Below are 15,787 nucleotides of genomic sequence, written 5' to 3'. Positions count from 1 at the left end.
AAGCGCCGCTCACGTTTCTGTTTAATTTCTGCGAAACACTGGAAACATGCAAACACCATCAACTACCCGAGATTGGATTCTCTACTCGCTACTTGGTTTGACTATCTTGCTGATCGTATTAGCGATGTATCAAATCGACCGGCAATGGCTGAAATTGACTGAAATGCAAACCGCGCTGTCCGAGCAAGCCAAGGATATGCGCGAGTTGCGCGGGGCGATTAGCTCGGGCGCGCTTGCCGCAAACGCATCTAGCAACTCGACCAATAGCGGTGAGGTGGCGCAAGCCTTTCAACGTGCGTATGTCGCCAGCCGGCAGCCCGATTACGCTCAGGGCGACTGGAGCGTGGAAGCCTTTGGCACCAACCTGAAAACCATCACGCCACTGGTGTCCAGCGATGCCTACGCCTCCAACGTCCAAAGCTATGTGTTGGAAAGCCTGATCACCCGCAACCCCGATACCTTGGAGTGGGCGGGGCTGGTGGCAAAAGATTGGACCATCAGCGAAGACGGGCTGGTGATTACCTTCCGGATGCGCGAGGACGTGAATTTCTCGGACGGTCAACCGCTGACTGCCGACGATGTGGTGTTCAGCTTCGATTTCATCATGACCGATGCGATCCAAGCCCCGCGCGAACGCGCCTATCTGGAAAAAATTAAAAGCGTCAAAGCCAACGGTAAATACCAAGTGGTGTTCACCTTCAAAGAACCTTACTTCGAAGCGCTGTCTTTGGCCGGTGGCATAGGCATTCTGCCCAAGCATTTTTACGAGCCGTATTTAAAAGAACCGCAAAAATTCAACGAGTCCAAAGGTTTGTTATTGGGTAGTGGTCCTTATCGATTAAACGATCCGAAAAACTGGACGCCGGACAAGGGCAATATAGAACTGGTCCGCAACGAGCGTTACTGGGGCGACGTGCAACCGTCTTACCATCGCATTCTCTGGAAAATCATCCAAAACGATAGCGCCCGTTTAACCACCTTTCGTAATGGCGATATCGACTCTTACTCCGCTAGACCGGTCGAGTATCAAGAGCTGAAAAAAGACCCACAAATCCAGGCCAAGAGCCAAAACTTCGAATACATGCCGCCGGTCGTCGGCTATAGCTACATCGGCTGGAACCAGGAACGCGGCGGTAAGCCGACCCGTTTTGCCGACAAGCGCGTGCGCCAGGCCATGACCTATCTCACCGACGTCAGCCGGGTGATTAAAGATGTGATGTTGGATTACGCCGAGCCGGCCGTCAGTCCGTTCAGTAAAACCAGCAAACAGCATGATGTGGCCTTGCAGCCCTATCAAGCCGATTTGGATAAGGCCAAAGCCTTGCTCAAAGAAGCCGGTTATCAGGATAAAAATGGCGATGGCGTATTGGAAGATAAGGCCGGTGCGCCCTTTGAATTCAAACTGACCTACTTTCAAGCCAACGAAGACACCAAACGCATGGTGCTTTTATTGAAAGATCTCTACGCCCGCGCCGGCGTCAAGCTAATTCCAACCCCGCAGGAATGGCCGGTGATGTTGGAAAATCTGGATAAAAAAGATTTCGATGCCATTACCCTGGGTTGGACCAGCGGCATCGAAACCGATTTGTACCAAATCTTCCATAGCTCGCAAGCCGTCAGCAAAGGCGATAACTACGTCAGTTACAAAAATCCGGCTTTGGATAAATTAATCGACGACGCCCGCCGCACCGTTGATGAGAGCAAACGCATGCCTCTCTGGCAGCAGGCCGAGCACATTCTCTATGAAGACCAGCCTTACACGTTTTTGATGCGCCGCAAAAGCTTGTTATTTGTTGATAAGCGTATCCACAATCTGCAAATGACCAAATTGGGATTGAACTTTGGCGGCTTGCCACTGGAAAATTACGTGCCGCTGGCGCAGCAAAAATACAGCCAATAGGCCTGGGATTCATCGATGTTTACCTATCTGCTGCGGCGCTTGCTGTTGATGATTCCCACCTTGCTGGGAATTACCATACTGGTGTTTAGCGTGATGGCCATGTCGCCGGGCGGCATCAGCGCGCAGACGTTGATCGGCGGCATGGACATGAAGCCGCAAGAAAAACAGGCTTTGCTGGACTATTACAATAAACGCTATGGCCTAGATAAACCGGCGCCGGTGCAATATCTGCGCTGGCTGAACAATGTCTCGCCGATTGGTTTTGTTACCGACGCCCAAGGCCAGCGCGGCGAATTTTCCTTCAGCAAAGGCATGGATCTGGGCACCAGCTTTCAATACGGTCGGCCGGTGTCCGACATTCTGGTGGAACGGATTCCGATCACCCTTTTGCTGAATCTGGTCACGTTGCCGTTTACCTATATCATCGCCATCATGGTCGGCATGAAGGCTGCGACCCAACGCGGCGGTGCGTTTGATGTCGGTGCCGGCATGTCGATGCTGGCATTATGGTCGATACCCACCATGTTGGCCGGCGTGTTACTGCTGGGCTTTTTTGCCAATGTTCAGCATTTTCAGTGGTTCCCCACAGCCGGCATCAGTAGTCGAGAAGCGCAGGATATGCCCTTCCTGCCGCATTGGGACGAGGGCGGCTTTGTAAGAGGTTTCTTGTTGGACAGAGTCTGGCATTTGATTTTGCCGGTGATCTGTTTGTCCTACGGCGGTTTTGCGGCGCTGACCAAATTGACCCGCACCTCAATTCTGGAAAATCTGCATGCCGATTACGCCCGCACCGCGCGCGCCAAGGGCCTTGCTGAGAACGATGTGCTGTGGAAACACGTATTCCGCAATAGCCTGCTGCCCTTGATTACCGTCTCCGCCGGTTTACTGCCCAGTTTGCTGGCCGGCTCCTTAATCGTCGAAAATATTTTCAGCATCAACGGTATGGGGCAATTGGCGGTGGAAGCGGTGAAAGGCCGCGACCGGGAGTTGGTGCTCTCGATTACCTGGATCAGCGGTTTTCTGACGCTGATTGGTTATTTGATTGCCGACTTCTGTTACACCCTCGCCGATCCAAGGGTGAGTTATGACTAAGCCCGTGATTAGTCGCGAATCTTTTTCTGCGCGTATCTGGCGCAAAACGCTGGCCGGCGTCGGTGTCAAATTTGGCTTGGGCTGGGTGGCGCTGTTAGTGTTCTGTGCCGTTTTCGCGCCGTTTCTGGCCAACTCCATGCCCTTGTTGATGAGCAAGGACGGCGTGATTTCCGCGCCGGTGTTGGAATATTTGTCGGTAGAAGACGCTTGGATTCTGGCTAGTTTTTTCATCGCCATGCTGGTGTTCCGGCTTAACATCGACGGCGGTAAACAGATTTTGCTATTTTTGCTGGGCAGCGCCCTGGCTGCCGTGCTGGTGAATAGCCTCGTCAAACCGCCGGCACTGGTAATTTACGACGATTTCCGCAGTGCCGCTTACACGCACGTGGATTGGAAAATCATGCCACCCGTTCCCTATGCCCCGGTCGATTATCTGCGCGACTTGGGTAGCAAGGGCCTGGAAGCCCCGTTCGCTACGGAAGGCCACACGCATTTAATGGGCACCGAAGAAAACGGCGCCGACGTGTTAAGCCGGATGATCCATGCCTGCCGGATTTCCTTGAGCATCGGCCTGATCGCCTCTGGCATTGCTTTGGCTATCGGTATCGTGGTCGGCGGCTTGATGGGCTATTTTTCCGGTATCGTCGATATGCTGGGCATGCGCCTAGTAGAGATTTTCGAAGACATTCCCACGCTGTTTCTACTGCTGACTTTCGTGGCCTTCTTTGGCCGCAGTTTGTACATGATGATGGTGATCATTGGCGTGACGGGTTGGTCTGGGTATGCCCGTTATGTGCGCCAGGAATTTTTGAAATTACGCAAACAAGATTACGTGCAAGCGGCGGTCGCCAGCGGTTTGCCCTTAAGCTCGATCTTGTTCCGGCACATGTTGCCCAACGGCGTCGCGCCTTTATTGGTGGCGGTCAGCTTTGGGGTGGCCGGGGCGATTCTGTCGGAAGCGACCTTAAGCTTTTTGGGCTTGGGCGTGGTCGATGCGCCATCCTGGGGGGCAATGCTGGATCAGGCCGTCAAATCCTCGACCTTTAACTGGTGGATGGCGGTATTTCCCGGCGGCTCGATTTTTATGACGGTGTTTGCTTACAACCTGATCGGCGAAGCGTTTAGGGATGCCATCGACCCGCGCTTGTCCGATAAGGCCGGGGTCAAATCATGAGTCTAGCCTTATTGGAAGTCCGCAATCTGCGCACTTATTTGCGGTCTGGCGGCGGCGAAGTGCGGGCGGTAGACGACATCAGTTTCAGCATCCCCAAAGGCGAAACCTTTTGCCTGGTCGGCGAATCGGGCAGCGGCAAGTCGGTTAGCGCCTTGTCCTTGATTCGCTTATTGCCGGACGGCGTGGCCTCGCACCCCAGCGGCGAGATTTTGCTGAACGGGCAGGACTTGCTAACCCTGGATGATCCGGGCATCCGTGCCGTGCGCGGTTTACAAATCGCCATGATTTTCCAGGAGCCGATGACCTCCTTAAATCCGGTGATGAGCATCGGCGAGCAAATCACCGAGGCCTTGCAATTGCATCATGCCGATATGGACGACGCGGAAGCGATGGAACGTACCATCAAGGCCTTGGACCAGGTGCAAATCCCCAACGCTTCCAGCCGTTTTGCCGACTACCCGCATCAACTCTCCGGCGGTCAACGCCAGCGGGTCATGATCGCGATGGCGCTGGCCTGCCAGCCGCAATTATTGATTGCCGACGAGCCGACCACCGCGCTGGATGTGACCGTACAAGCTGAGATTTTGCGCCTGATGCGCAAACTCCAGGACGACACCGGCATGAGCATGCTGTTCATCACCCACGATTTCGGCGTCGTCGCGCAAATGGCGCATTGGGTAGGAGTGATGCAGCAAGGCAAACTGGTGGAAGTTGGCGAGTGCAAATCAGTACTGCGTAATCCTCAGCATCCCTATACCCAACAATTGCTGGCTGCGGTGCCGGAAAATCTGGCCAAACCGGGCCGGGCGGTTAGGTGTGTGAATCCGTCTGCTCCCGAAACCGCCGAATCGCCAAGCGAGGAAGATATCCCTCTGCCAGAGGAGCCCGTCGTAAAAACGGAAGCAGAACCCTCTCCCCCCGGGAGAGGGCAGGGTGAGGGGATGCAAATCGATGCTTCACCTTATTCGCCCCCTCTGTCGGATGAGTTGCTGAGTAAGAGCGATAAAAAACTGCTTTCCGTACTGGAGCGCGCCGGCTTAAGGCTACAGTCAACGCAAAACGTTTCGATGAACTCCCCTCACCCTAGCCCTCTCCCGGAGGGAGAGGGGACTACCAGCTCGGCTCGGATAGATGGGGATAGTCATAAGAGTTCCTCCCAGATAATTGTTAAGGAGGGCGAACCGCTGCTGCAAATCCGTGATTTGAAAGTCTGGTTCCCCATCAAAATAGGTTTGTTCCGGCAAACCGTCGATTATGTAAAAGCCGTGGATGAAGTATCGCTGGATATCCCGCGCGGTGAAATCGTTGCCTTGGTCGGCGAGTCCGGCTGCGGTAAAACCACCTTGGGCCGGGCGGTGTTGCAGTTGGAATTGCCGACGGCCGGCAGTATCCGCATCGACGGCCAGGAACTCACCGGCCTGTCAGCGCGCGAACTGCGGCCGCTGCGGCGCAAGATGCAGATTGCCTTTCAAGACCCGCAATCCTCGCTCAACCCGCGTTTGCTGGTGGAAACCACCCTGACCGAACCGATGAAAGTCCATGGCATCGGTGCCAATCAAGAACAGCGTATCGAACTGGCCGGGCAACTGTTGGAAGACATGCAACTCAGCCGCGAATCGCTGTGGCGCTACCCACACGAATTTTCCGGTGGCCAACGTCAGCGCATCGGTCTGGCGCGGGCCTTGGCCTTGAATCCGGAATTTGTGGTGTGCGATGAAATTACCAGCGCGCTGGATGTGTCGGTGCAGGCGGAAATACTGCAATTGCTGCTCGATATTCGCCGCCGGCGGAATCTGACCTTGTTGTTTATTACGCATAATATTGGGGTGGTGGAGTATCTCAGTGATCGGACGGTGGTGATGTATAAGGGGAAGGTTGTAGAAGAAGGTTTGACTGCTAAGGTTTGTGGGGCGCCGGAGCATTCTTATACGCAGAAGTTGTTGGCGGCGGTGCCGAGGTTGGTGGTATAGGGGATTTTTGTGGTGATATACCTAAACTATTTAATAAATAAAAGGGAGTCTTTATACAAATGTCTGGTTTAGTATTAGAGCTTCAAAAAGATGCTCTTGATAAAAAGGTTGATGTTTCCGATTTGCTAAGGAAAGCAATGGTTGTTTCTAAGAAATTAGGAGTTTCTGAAATACAAAGTTGGATTGAACAGGAGTTATCGGGGTACTCTTCCGATGAAAGTTCAATTCCAGGTTATCGTGAAGTTACGGGTTCCGTGCGAGTATATAACCCATATCATGGTTGGCAACCATTGCATTTTGAAAATGCGGCTTTGGGAGAGGAGCTTTCTAAAAGAAAAATATCCCAAGCTATTGGCGAGCTAGTGGTTTTTGCAACAGATAGGAATTCCTCAGACTTACAAGTACCTTTTAATCAGCACACTAAAAACTATCTAATGAAACAAATGGGGGTTCCTCTTGAACCAACTTTAATTGTAAGTGATGCATCAATATTTGGTATTTTAGATGCTGTTAGAACTGAAGTTTTAAATTGGGCATTAGAGCTAGAGTCCAAAGGAATAATAGGAGATGGCATGAGTTTTTCTACAGAAGAAAAGAAAGTTGCTTCCCAGGTAACATACCAAATCACTAATAACATTGGTAGTATGCAAAATTCGCAACTTCAGCAAGATTCAGCAGGCGCTTATCAAACACAGAATATTTCTCATGCGGAAACAGATATATCCTCATTTATCCGAGACCTCAAAGCATCAATGCAAAACCTAGAGCTTAATTCAGAAAAGCTTTTAGAGTTGGAGGCGGATGTTAATTCGGTAGAAAATCAATTAACTTCACCGAATCCAAAACGAGTGATAATTATTGAATCGTTAAAATCTGTAAAAAATATTCTGGAAGGAGCAACCGGAAGTATTTTGGCAACCGGTTTGCTAGCTCAATTTCCGAGTTTGTTGTAAAAAATTACACAATTATTGGGTTGACTAGGCCATAGGATGTGCTGAACAAAGTGAAGCGCATCGGTCGCCTGTTCGTTGCCATCGTGTTGAATTGCCACGACCTATTTTAATGTCGGGTCTCGGCCCGACAGCCGAGGTACTTTCTTTTGTTTGGCCAAAAGAAGGTATCCAAAGAAAAGGCCACCCGGATGCCGCTTGTTCCCTGTGCTCCTCGCTTTTGAACGGGGTTGCCGAAAGGGGCTTCCTGCCGCTTCGGCAACGCGCCGCATCCCTGCGGCGCCCGGGCTGCTCACTCGGTACATCCCTGTACCTCGCCCTCACGGGTGCTGCGCATGCAAATCGGCTATCCTGCCGATTTGTCCGTTCAAAAGCTCCGGTGCTCGGCGCGGCATACGGGGAGAAAACCATCCCAGTCGCACGTGGGTCTGGAACGGCCGAGCTTTTTTCTCGACTATTCTCCAAATTAACTCGGACATTCTCATGGCGAGCTCCAACATTGGAGTTATTTTGTCCAATGGCCGAGTTCTGAGTGAGAACGGCCGACAAATTTTGTCGAACGCTGCGGTTCGCTGGCAGAACGGCCAAGCTTTTTTCTCGACCACTCTCCAAAATAGCTAGGGCATTCTCGCGGCGAGCTCAAACGTTGGAATAATTTTGTGCAACCGCCGAGCTCCGAGCGAGAACATCCGACAAATTTTGTAGAACGCTACTGTTCGCTGGCGCAGCCACCCACGGTTTTTCATGTTGGCTGTTCAAATGTGCTTTTTATCTGAGCCATCCTGGTGCATTTCAGACAAATTCCGGTTGCATCTGGTGCAAATCTACCGGTCTTTTATCAGTCATAAACATCACAAATCCAGCAAAATCAAGGAATCGGCTATTTGGCATCAACCTTGCTTTACTTAGCTTGTGTTGTTACTCCTACCTGTTCTCATGTGTGGACGTGGCGCTCTGGTCGGTCGAAGTGATTCGGGTAGTCAGGGCGCATTTTTTTGTCCGCGATAAAGCTATCCCCGCTTAACCAGCCCGCTTCGCTTAAAATTTACATTTCAAATGATACTTCTGCACTCGGTAGCGTAGAGTTTCCCGAGTCGTGCCGAGCATGCGCGCCGCGCCGGTTACGTTGGCGTCGTTGCGATTCAGGGCTTCCTGGATAATGAATTTCTCCATTTCGTGCAGGCTGATGCTGCCGTCCAGCGGGATGAATACGCCTTCCTGATTGACTTTGGCGTTGTGTGTGGCCGTCGTCGCTTGCGGGGCTTGTAGCTGCAACCATTCCACCGGCAAATTATGATCGTTGGACAACAACACGCAGCGCTCCAGCACATTGTGCAGCTCGCGGATATTGCCGGGCCAATCGTAGCTTTTCAGCATCTGCCAGGCTTGCTCCGGAATGTGGCTGACCGACTTGGCCGATTTGCGATTGCATTCGGCGATGAATTGCGGCACCAATTGATCCAGGTCCTGCTTATGTTCGCGCAGGGCCGGCATGCGGATGTTGATGACGTTTAAACGATGGTACAAGTCGCGGCGAAATAAGCCTTCGGCGACTTTTTCCACCAGGTCCAGATTGGTGGCGGCGATGATTTGTACATCGATATTAATCTCCGCTTCGCCGCCCACCCGGCGGATGCGTAAATCTTCCACGGCTTTGAGCAGTTTGCTTTGTAAATCCAGATCCATTTCGCCGATTTCATCCAGAAACAGTGTGCCGGTGTGCGCTTGCTCGAACAGGCCGCGATGGCGTTTTTTCGCACCGGTAAAGGCACCGGCTTCGTAACCGAATAACTCGGCTTCCAGCAGTTCGCGCGGCAGCGCGGCGCAGTTAATTTCCACCAAGGGCGCGGCGGCGCGGCTGCCGGAATAGTGCAGAATCCGGGCGATCATGCCTTTGCCGGTGCCGGTTTCGCCGCTGACGATCAGGCTGGAGAACGGTACGTTGGCGATTTGTTTCAGCATGGCCCGCAGCTGGTTCATGGCCGGGCTGGAGCCGATCAAGCTGTCGATGCTGTATTGATGGTTCTGCGAAGCGGTTTGCTGCTCCAGGCGGCGTTGGGCGCGGGCGCTGCGGGCGGCGCCTTCCACTAACAGATTCAAGCGGTCCAGCGAGCAGGGTTTTTCGATAAAGTCGTAAGCGCCCAGGCGCACCGCGCGCACCGAATCGGCGACGCTGCCGTAGCCGGTCAGAAACACCCATTCACTGCTGCCGATTTCCGGTTTGAGTTTCTCCAGCAAATCCAGGGCGTTGCCGTCCGGCAGGTTCATATCCGATAACACCACCAGCGGGTCCAGCGCTTGTCCGCTGAGAAACTGTTCGGCTTCTTGCAGGGAATGGGCAATGCTGACTTCCCACCCACCCTTGCTAAAGTAACGGGCCAATTCGGAGGCTAACAGGGCTTCATCTTCAATAATTAACAGGGTATTGGTCATCATGGTTATGGCTGGTTTGCGAGTTACGGCATTGTATGCGATTGACGGGTATTCGCCGGCGCATTGCTGGAGTTTGTGCGGGTGTGTCGTTTCAAGTCAAAGGTAAGCTCAGGCTGACCCGGCCGTGGCCGGCGGCATCGTTGTCCAGTTTGAGCTGGCCGCCCAGGTCTTTGGCGAAGCGTTGCACCATCACCAATCCCAAGCCGCTGCCTTTCTCCTTCAAGCTGACAAACGGACGAATGCCTTGCCGCAAAAAGGCCTCATCGAAGCCGTCGCCGCTATCAACCACAGTCACCGACAGGCGTTGGGCGTCTTGGGCAATCTGCACTGCTACGCTACCGTTGCGGGTGCCGATGGCCTGCACAGCGTTTTGCAACAAATTTAACAGGGCTTGGCGGAATTCGATTTCCGGCAGCATCAAGGAACTGTCGGCTTTGCCCTGCACCGTAAATTGGATTTTATCGGTGGCCTGGTATTTGAATAGCGTGATTAAGTCGTTGACGACTGCATTCACATCGGTAGGCTGAGCAATTTTATTGCCATGGCGTGCCGAGCTCAGCAGGTCATTCAGGTGGTTGGTCAAGCGTTGCACTTCGCTATGTAGTAGACCGATACGCTGGCGCAGGTCCGGGTCGATGGCTTCTGACAACAAATTTTCCAGGGCAAATTGAATAATCGCCAGAGGATTACGCAATTCGTGGGCGGTGCTGGCGGCCATTTCGGTCAAGGCCGCCAAGCGCTCGGCTTTGGCCAGGCGCTGGCTTTGCTCGAGTAAAGCGTGACTGGTCTGCCGCACTTGTTGCTCCAGGCGATTGGTGTAATGCAGATGCTCCTGTTCCAATTCGATCAAATGGTCGACCAAGTGATTGTAGCGGTCAAACAAGTCCCGCAAAATTGGATCGGCCGTTTCGCGTGTGATCGGCTGCTTCACGCCTTCCGCCAGGCCGGACAATAAATCGCGTAGCGCATCCAGCGGCTCTAACACATTGTTGCGAAAAAAATAATGGCCTATCCAAAACAGCAGCAGCGGCAAAATCACCGCAAGTTGCAGTTCCAACTGGCTGTCGTCCTCAACCCCGATCAGCATTTTCTCTTCTTCGTTGGTTTGCCGATCCAGGACTTGCCGGATCATATTCACGGAATCGATCAGCGCCTGCGGGTCGCCGTTGCTGGCGGCGGCGAATTTGGCTTGCAAGGTGTTTAAATCGACCGAGACCGTGAAATCAGTGCCGTTGTTGTGGGCTTGCAGTAAATCCAGCAGTCGATCTTGTATGTCATTCAGGTGTTCGGCCGACAGGTCAGGATTGCTGCGATGCAAGGCCAATTGGGATTGCAGCTCCAGCAATTCGAAGATCGTTTCTTCCAGGTGGTGGCCTTTGCCGATGTCGGTTTCTATGGTCTGGATGCGTTGATGATTGCGCCAGGTCAGGCGGCCAATGGCCAGCAGTTCGCCTATCACCAATATGCTCATCACGATCGTGACGAAAATGACCGGACGCAGCAAAAGTTTTAGCATATTCGAGATCTCAGGTTGTTGACGGCCAAGCACGGCGCCAGTTTGCGGGCAGGTCCGTTCAAATTTTACGCCGACTCAGGGGATGATTATCAAATGTCTTGCGTACCTGCCGCCAATGCGCCAAAACCTGTTCGATACGGTTGCCGTCGTTGGGCTTGAGTAGGGTAAAGCACTCGCTGCTGCGCACGAAGGCCGACAAAAAATCGCCCATGATGCGTTGCTGAGTTTTGTATTCGGCCAGCGCAGCCCGCTTTAAGTTGATTTGCGCGGGCGATAAATTGACGCAAGCCCGGCTATGGCCGCGTAGCGGCAAGTCAGCGGGCAATAACAGCGGTTGATCGCTCCAGTCCTGCGCAATGCCCCAGTTGGAACCGGTAGGCCAGCCGTGTTGCCAGTGAATCAGATAGGCCAGTAATTTGGGCTGTGGGCGCGGTGTCGGGGTTTCCAATAGCCATTGATGGACGGCCAGCAGCGTAAACATACCCAAGCCGGCATGGTCGGAATCGTTTTCCATCACATCCGGGAAGGCGATGATCGTCGGCTTGCTGTCGCGCAGAATGGCTACCAGCTCGTTGAGTAGATCCTGGCCGTCTTGGGCCAGTCCCCGATCTTCGGCTTCCCGGTAGGGGACGTGGTCAAAGCCAGTATATTCGGAGCGCATCGGCTGGTTGCGCCGCCAATGCGAGATCAACGCCGAATAGATGCTGCCATCCGAGAATCCGAGTAAATCCAGATGGATAAAGCCATTGCCGAGTAGTTGCGCCGCGCGCCGCGATTCCTCCAGCCGTTTTTCGCCAAAGTCCAGATAATCCGCTGCCGACGGGTTGCGTTTCCCGCTGTCCAGCATCACCGCGCCGACGTAAGCATCGCCGGCGGTGACGACCGAGCTGCGCACTGTGCCGCCGTTTTGCAATACTTGTTGAATCAGGCCGGCCGCACTCAAACTTTCGTCGTCCGGATGCGGAGCCAGCACCAGCAGGCGTTCACCCTCGCCAATTGCCAAAGATTGTTCCGCGACGCTGATGTGCGGAGTAAGCAGTAACAGCAGACAAATGCTTAGATGCTTTAAAGAGGGGGGCATGGGAACTCCTAAAGTTTTGCCTAGAACTCAAAATGCGCTCTGACGCCATAGACATCAACCGGTCCGCGGTCCGCGTTATAGGCCGGATTGGCAATGTGCTGGTAATCCAGGGTCATCCAGGCGGACGGCAGCAGGCGCAGTTTGTAATAAATGTCCACTACTTGTTCGGAGTCGATTCGTGCAAACCGTGATCGACCAGTAACCGTATCAAGGAAAATAGCCGTCTGTGGCAGTGAGCTCGTGTTCCTCGGCTTCAGCCCAAATCCTTATCCCGTTCGCCGCTGCTGACGCGGCCGCCTTCCAGCACGTCCAGAATATACACCTTGCCGTCGCCATGATGCCCGCTATGGGCCGTGCGCATGATAGTCTCGAAAATAATCTCCACTAAGTCGTCGGGTGCGAAGATCTCTAGGCGTTTTTTCAAGAGAAACGGCTTGTAATCTTGGCTGTGCTCGGTCCGCTCGCGGCCGAAGCCTTCGCAATCCATGATCGACATTCCCGGAAAACCCGGTATTTCCAGTAATGCCATCGTGATCTGGCTGAGCTTGTGCGGCTGCACGTAGGCGCGAATTTCTTTCATAGTAGTCCCCTAAAGCTCGTCAGGCTCGGCAAAATAACGATACAAAGCGGGTAGCAAGGTTAAGGTTAAAATCGTGGCGGTGATCAAGCCGCCGATGATGACGATAGCAAACGGTTTGGCTGTTTCCGAACCGACGCTGGTGGACAGTGCAGCCGGAAATAAACCCAGCATCGCCATTAAGGCTGTCATCACTACGGGCCGTAAGCGGCTCACGGAGCCGTTGACGATGGCATCATGCAATTTTTGGCCGTCCCGGCGCAATTTGTTCAATTGAGAGACCAAAATCACGCCGTTCTGTACCGCAATCCCAAATAAGGCAATAAAGCCGACCGCGGCCGATACGCTCAAATTAATGCCGGTTGCTAATAAAATCAGTAAGCCACCTATCATCGCAAACGGCACGTTCATCACGATCAACAAGGCATTTTTAACCGACATGAACGCCCAGAACAGCAACACGAAAATGAGTCCCAAACTGATAGGTACGATGATGGCCAAACGTTTCATCGCTCGTTGTTGGTTTTCAAACTGGCCGCTCCAAACGATGTGATAGCCGGGCGGCAAATCGACTTGCGCAGCGACTTTTTGTTGGGCCTCGGCCACGAAGCTGCCTTGATCGCGGTCGATTAGGTTACATTTGATGGCAATTCGCCGCATATTGTCTTCGCGGCTGATACGGGACGCACCTTGGTTGATTTTGATGGTGGCCAGCTCGGAGAGCGGAATGCGTTGGCCGGTTGGGGTTTGCACCGTCAAACTTTCCAGATTGGCCACCGAATTGCGGGCGCTGTCCTCGTAACGCAAGGTGATGTCGAACCGGCGTTCGCCTTCCAAAAACTGCGACGCCGCCTTGCCGCCCATGCCGATTTCCATCACCCGCTCCACATCGGCGACATTGATGCCGTAACGCGATACCTTAGCGCGGTCGATGTCCACGATCACTTGCGCCAAGCCGGCCTGCTGCTCGGCCGCGACATCGGTGGCCCCCTGTATGCCGGCCAGGATATGCGTGACTTGATCGGCTCTGTCCTGCAAGGTTTGCAAATCGCTACCGAAAATTTTGATGGCGATTTCGCCCTTCACGCCGGAAATGGCTTCTTCGACGTTATCCTGAATCACCTGGGAAAAGTTGGTGAGTATCCCCGGAAAAATAGCCAGCGCCTTGTCCATGGCTTGTACCAGATCGTCTTTACGCTGATACCGCCAGGTATCCTTGGGTTTCAGGTCTATCAATACCTCCAGGTTGTTAAAGCCTTTGGGGTCGGTGCCGTCTTCCGGGCGGCCCAGCTGGGTGATGACGGTTTTGGCTTCCGAAAACGTTTCCAGGGTTTCCCGCACCTGCCGCTCCAGTTGTTTGGCCGTAGTCAGTGACACCGGGGTTGGTAGGGTGATAGTCAGCCAGATATTACCCTCGTCGAGTTTGGGCATAAACTCGGTGCCGATCAGTTTTACGGACATGAAGCTCAGCACCAGCGCGGTGATCGCGCTAATAAATACCGCCCGGGCATGCCGTAACACCCACTCCAGCACTTGACGGTAACGATGTTCCATCGCATGCACCAGCGGATTGTGTTGCTCGGCCAGCTTCGGGCCCAGCAAATAGGTCAGCATGGCCGGCATAAAAGTCAGGCTGAACAACATGGACGCCACCAGCGCAAAACTCAGGGTGTAGGCCATCGGCGAAAAGATTTTGGCTTCCACGCGCTGGAAGGTAAAAATCGGCAAAAAGGCGATGATGATAATGGCTTTGGAAAACAGAATGGGCCGGCCCATTTCTTTGGCGGTGGTCAGCAGCGATTGCCGCAGATGCCGCATATCGGCATTGCGCTGTAAATCCAGCGTAACCTGTACCATCACGGCTTCGACCAACACCACCGCGCCGTCGACGATGATGCCGAAGTCGATGGCGCCCAACGAAATTAGATTGGCGGAAATGCCGCCGAGGTCCACCAGGATGAAGGCGAATAGCAGGGAAAGCGGAATAATCAGCGTAACCAGCAAGGCCGCGACGAAGCGCCGTAAAAATACCAGCAGGATAATCAGGATCAATACCGCGCCTTCGATCATATTGTGTTCGACGGTATGGATGGTATGGCCCACCAGTTCGGTCCTGTCGTAGAACGGGGTGATTTTTACGCCGGGGGGTAAACCAAACTCATTGAGTTCCTGGATTTTCTGTTTCACACCATTCAGGACATTGACTGCATCCCGGCCCTTGATCAACAGTACGATGCCCTCGACCACATCGTCGCGCTGGTTCATGCCCACCATGCCGTTACGCGGCTGCGGCCCGACGCTGATGTCCGCGACGTCTTTGATGCGCACCGGTACGCCGTCGTTGGTGGTGATGACGATTTCGCCGATTTCTTCCGCAGACTTTAACAAGCCGGTGCCGCGCACCACCAAGGCTTCGTCGCCGTGTTCGATATAGCCGCCGCCGGTGTTGGTATTGTTGGCGGCAATCGCCTGAAACACCTGATTGAGGTCGATGCGATAATTTTTTAAGCGGTCCGGCTTGGCGGCGACTTTATATTCTTTCACGCCGCCGCCGAATCCAACCACGTCGGCGACACCTTGCACCGAGCGCAAGCGCGGTTCGATAATCCAATCCTGTAACGCACGCTGCTCGACCAAGGGTAAATTTTTGGCGTCGATCACGTAGCGCAAAATTTCGCCGACGCCGGTGGACAAGGGGCCCAGTTGCGGCTTGGTATCGTCGGGAATGTCCGCATATTGCAGCCGTTCCAGGACTTGCTGGCGCGAGAAATAGTCCTCGGCGGCATCGTCGAAAGTCAGCGTTACCACCGACAGACCGAAGATGGATACCGAGCGCATATTCAGCAGATGCGGCAGGCCGTTCATTTCCCGCTCGATGGGCAGCGAAATCTGTTTTTCCACTTCTTCCGGGGCCTGGCCGGGAAACTGGGTGACGACCTGCACAAAGACGTTTTGTACGTCAGGAAAGGCTTGTACCGGCAGATTTTCGAACGCGATGATGCCGGAGACGGCAATCGCCAGCGTGGCGCCGATGACCATCAGCCGTTGTTGCAAACAAAACGCGATAAGGCGCTCGATCATGTGATTGTCCCGG

General features: G+C 53.6%; 11 protein-coding genes. 5 read left to right on the top strand and 6 right to left on the bottom strand.

Going from position 1 to position 15,787, the window contains the following annotated elements; translation table 11 throughout:
- Nucleotides 1–46 precede the first annotated feature (46 nt).
- Genes ACR02O_RS19785 through ACR02O_RS19765 form a run of 5 tightly spaced genes read left to right on the top strand, consistent with a single transcriptional unit; the run spans nucleotide 47 to nucleotide 7,089 of the window.
- On the top strand, nucleotides 47–1,900 hold the full coding sequence (locus ACR02O_RS19785) for a peptide-binding protein (protein WP_494522280.1): 1,854 nt from the start codon (nucleotides 47–49) through the stop codon (nucleotides 1,898–1,900).
- Nucleotides 1,901–1,915: 15 nt separating this feature from the next.
- The gene (locus ACR02O_RS19780; protein WP_494522279.1) at nucleotides 1,916–2,992 is read left to right on the top strand and encodes an ABC transporter permease; all 1,077 of its coding nucleotides are present in this window, start codon (nucleotides 1,916–1,918) and stop codon (nucleotides 2,990–2,992) included.
- Entirely contained in the window at nucleotides 2,985–4,166 is a 1,182-nt protein-coding gene (locus ACR02O_RS19775) for an ABC transporter permease (protein ID WP_494522278.1), read from the top strand. The genes ACR02O_RS19780 and ACR02O_RS19775 overlap by 8 nt, the downstream gene beginning before the upstream one ends.
- Nucleotides 4,163–6,136 carry an ABC transporter ATP-binding protein gene (locus tag ACR02O_RS19770; RefSeq protein ID WP_494522277.1) on the top strand — a complete coding sequence of 658 codons (1,974 nt, stop codon included), beginning with the start codon at nucleotides 4,163–4,165 and terminating at the stop codon, nucleotides 6,134–6,136. Before ACR02O_RS19775 ends, ACR02O_RS19770 begins: the two co-directional genes overlap by 4 nt.
- 59 nt (nucleotides 6,137–6,195) lie before the next feature.
- Nucleotides 6,196–7,089, top strand: a complete 894-nt coding sequence (locus ACR02O_RS19765) for an AbiTii domain-containing protein (protein WP_494522276.1) — start codon at nucleotides 6,196–6,198, stop codon at nucleotides 7,087–7,089.
- A gap of 1,035 nt (nucleotides 7,090–8,124) precedes the next feature.
- On the opposite strand, the gene ACR02O_RS19760 is transcribed toward ACR02O_RS19765, so the two are convergent.
- The 6 genes from ACR02O_RS19760 to ACR02O_RS19735 form a co-directional block, all read right to left on the bottom strand.
- Nucleotides 8,125–9,519, bottom strand: a complete 1,395-nt coding sequence (locus ACR02O_RS19760) for a sigma-54-dependent transcriptional regulator (RefSeq protein WP_494523475.1) — start codon at nucleotides 9,517–9,519, stop codon at nucleotides 8,125–8,127.
- A 91-nt stretch (nucleotides 9,520–9,610) separates the two neighbouring features.
- Nucleotides 9,611–11,035: a sensor histidine kinase gene (locus ACR02O_RS19755; protein WP_494522275.1), complete on the bottom strand. Its 1,425-nt coding sequence runs from the start codon at nucleotides 11,033–11,035 to the stop codon at nucleotides 9,611–9,613.
- A 58-nt stretch (nucleotides 11,036–11,093) separates the two neighbouring features.
- On the bottom strand, nucleotides 11,094–12,116 hold the full coding sequence (locus ACR02O_RS19750; protein WP_494522274.1) for a PIG-L deacetylase family protein: 1,023 nt from the start codon (nucleotides 12,114–12,116) through the stop codon (nucleotides 11,094–11,096).
- 20 nt (nucleotides 12,117–12,136) lie between these two features.
- The gene (locus ACR02O_RS19745) at nucleotides 12,137–12,292 is read right to left on the bottom strand and encodes a carbohydrate porin (protein ID WP_458139187.1); all 156 of its coding nucleotides are present in this window, start codon (nucleotides 12,290–12,292) and stop codon (nucleotides 12,137–12,139) included.
- Between the two features lie 77 nt (nucleotides 12,293–12,369).
- Complete coding sequence (locus tag ACR02O_RS19740; RefSeq protein WP_033157971.1) at nucleotides 12,370–12,696, bottom strand: P-II family nitrogen regulator; 327 nt, start codon at nucleotides 12,694–12,696, stop codon at nucleotides 12,370–12,372.
- Nucleotides 12,697–12,705: 9 nt separating this feature from the next.
- Complete coding sequence (locus tag ACR02O_RS19735) at nucleotides 12,706–15,774, bottom strand: efflux RND transporter permease subunit (RefSeq protein ID WP_494522273.1); 3,069 nt, start codon at nucleotides 15,772–15,774, stop codon at nucleotides 12,706–12,708.
- Nucleotides 15,775–15,787 lie beyond the last annotated feature (13 nt).

This window comes from Methylomonas sp. PHL2-19, assembly GCF_059331595.1.
This window is presented reverse-complemented; position numbering and strand designations above follow the sequence as displayed.

Excerpts from the sequence above, each read along its gene's own strand:
- ACR02O_RS19775 (WP_494522278.1), top strand. The coding sequence starts at position 2,985 with ATGACTAAGCCCGTGATTAGTCGCGAATCTTTTTCTGCGCGTATCTGG.
- ACR02O_RS19755 (WP_494522275.1), bottom strand. The coding sequence starts at position 11,035 with ATGCTAAAACTTTTGCTGCGTCCGGTCATTTTCGTCACGATCGTGATG.
- ACR02O_RS19780 (WP_494522279.1), top strand. The coding sequence starts at position 1,916 with ATGTTTACCTATCTGCTGCGGCGCTTGCTGTTGATGATTCCCACCTTG.
- ACR02O_RS19785 (WP_494522280.1), top strand. The coding sequence starts at position 47 with ATGCAAACACCATCAACTACCCGAGATTGGATTCTCTACTCGCTACTT.
- ACR02O_RS19765 (WP_494522276.1), top strand. The coding sequence starts at position 6,196 with ATGTCTGGTTTAGTATTAGAGCTTCAAAAAGATGCTCTTGATAAAAAG.
- ACR02O_RS19770 (WP_494522277.1), top strand. The coding sequence starts at position 4,163 with ATGAGTCTAGCCTTATTGGAAGTCCGCAATCTGCGCACTTATTTGCGG.
- ACR02O_RS19750 (WP_494522274.1), bottom strand. The coding sequence starts at position 12,116 with ATGCCCCCCTCTTTAAAGCATCTAAGCATTTGTCTGCTGTTACTGCTT.
- ACR02O_RS19760 (WP_494523475.1), bottom strand. The coding sequence starts at position 9,519 with ATGACCAATACCCTGTTAATTATTGAAGATGAAGCCCTGTTAGCCTCC.
- ACR02O_RS19740 (WP_033157971.1), bottom strand. The coding sequence starts at position 12,696 with ATGAAAGAAATTCGCGCCTACGTGCAGCCGCACAAGCTCAGCCAGATC.
- ACR02O_RS19735 (WP_494522273.1), bottom strand. The coding sequence starts at position 15,774 with ATGATCGAGCGCCTTATCGCGTTTTGTTTGCAACAACGGCTGATGGTC.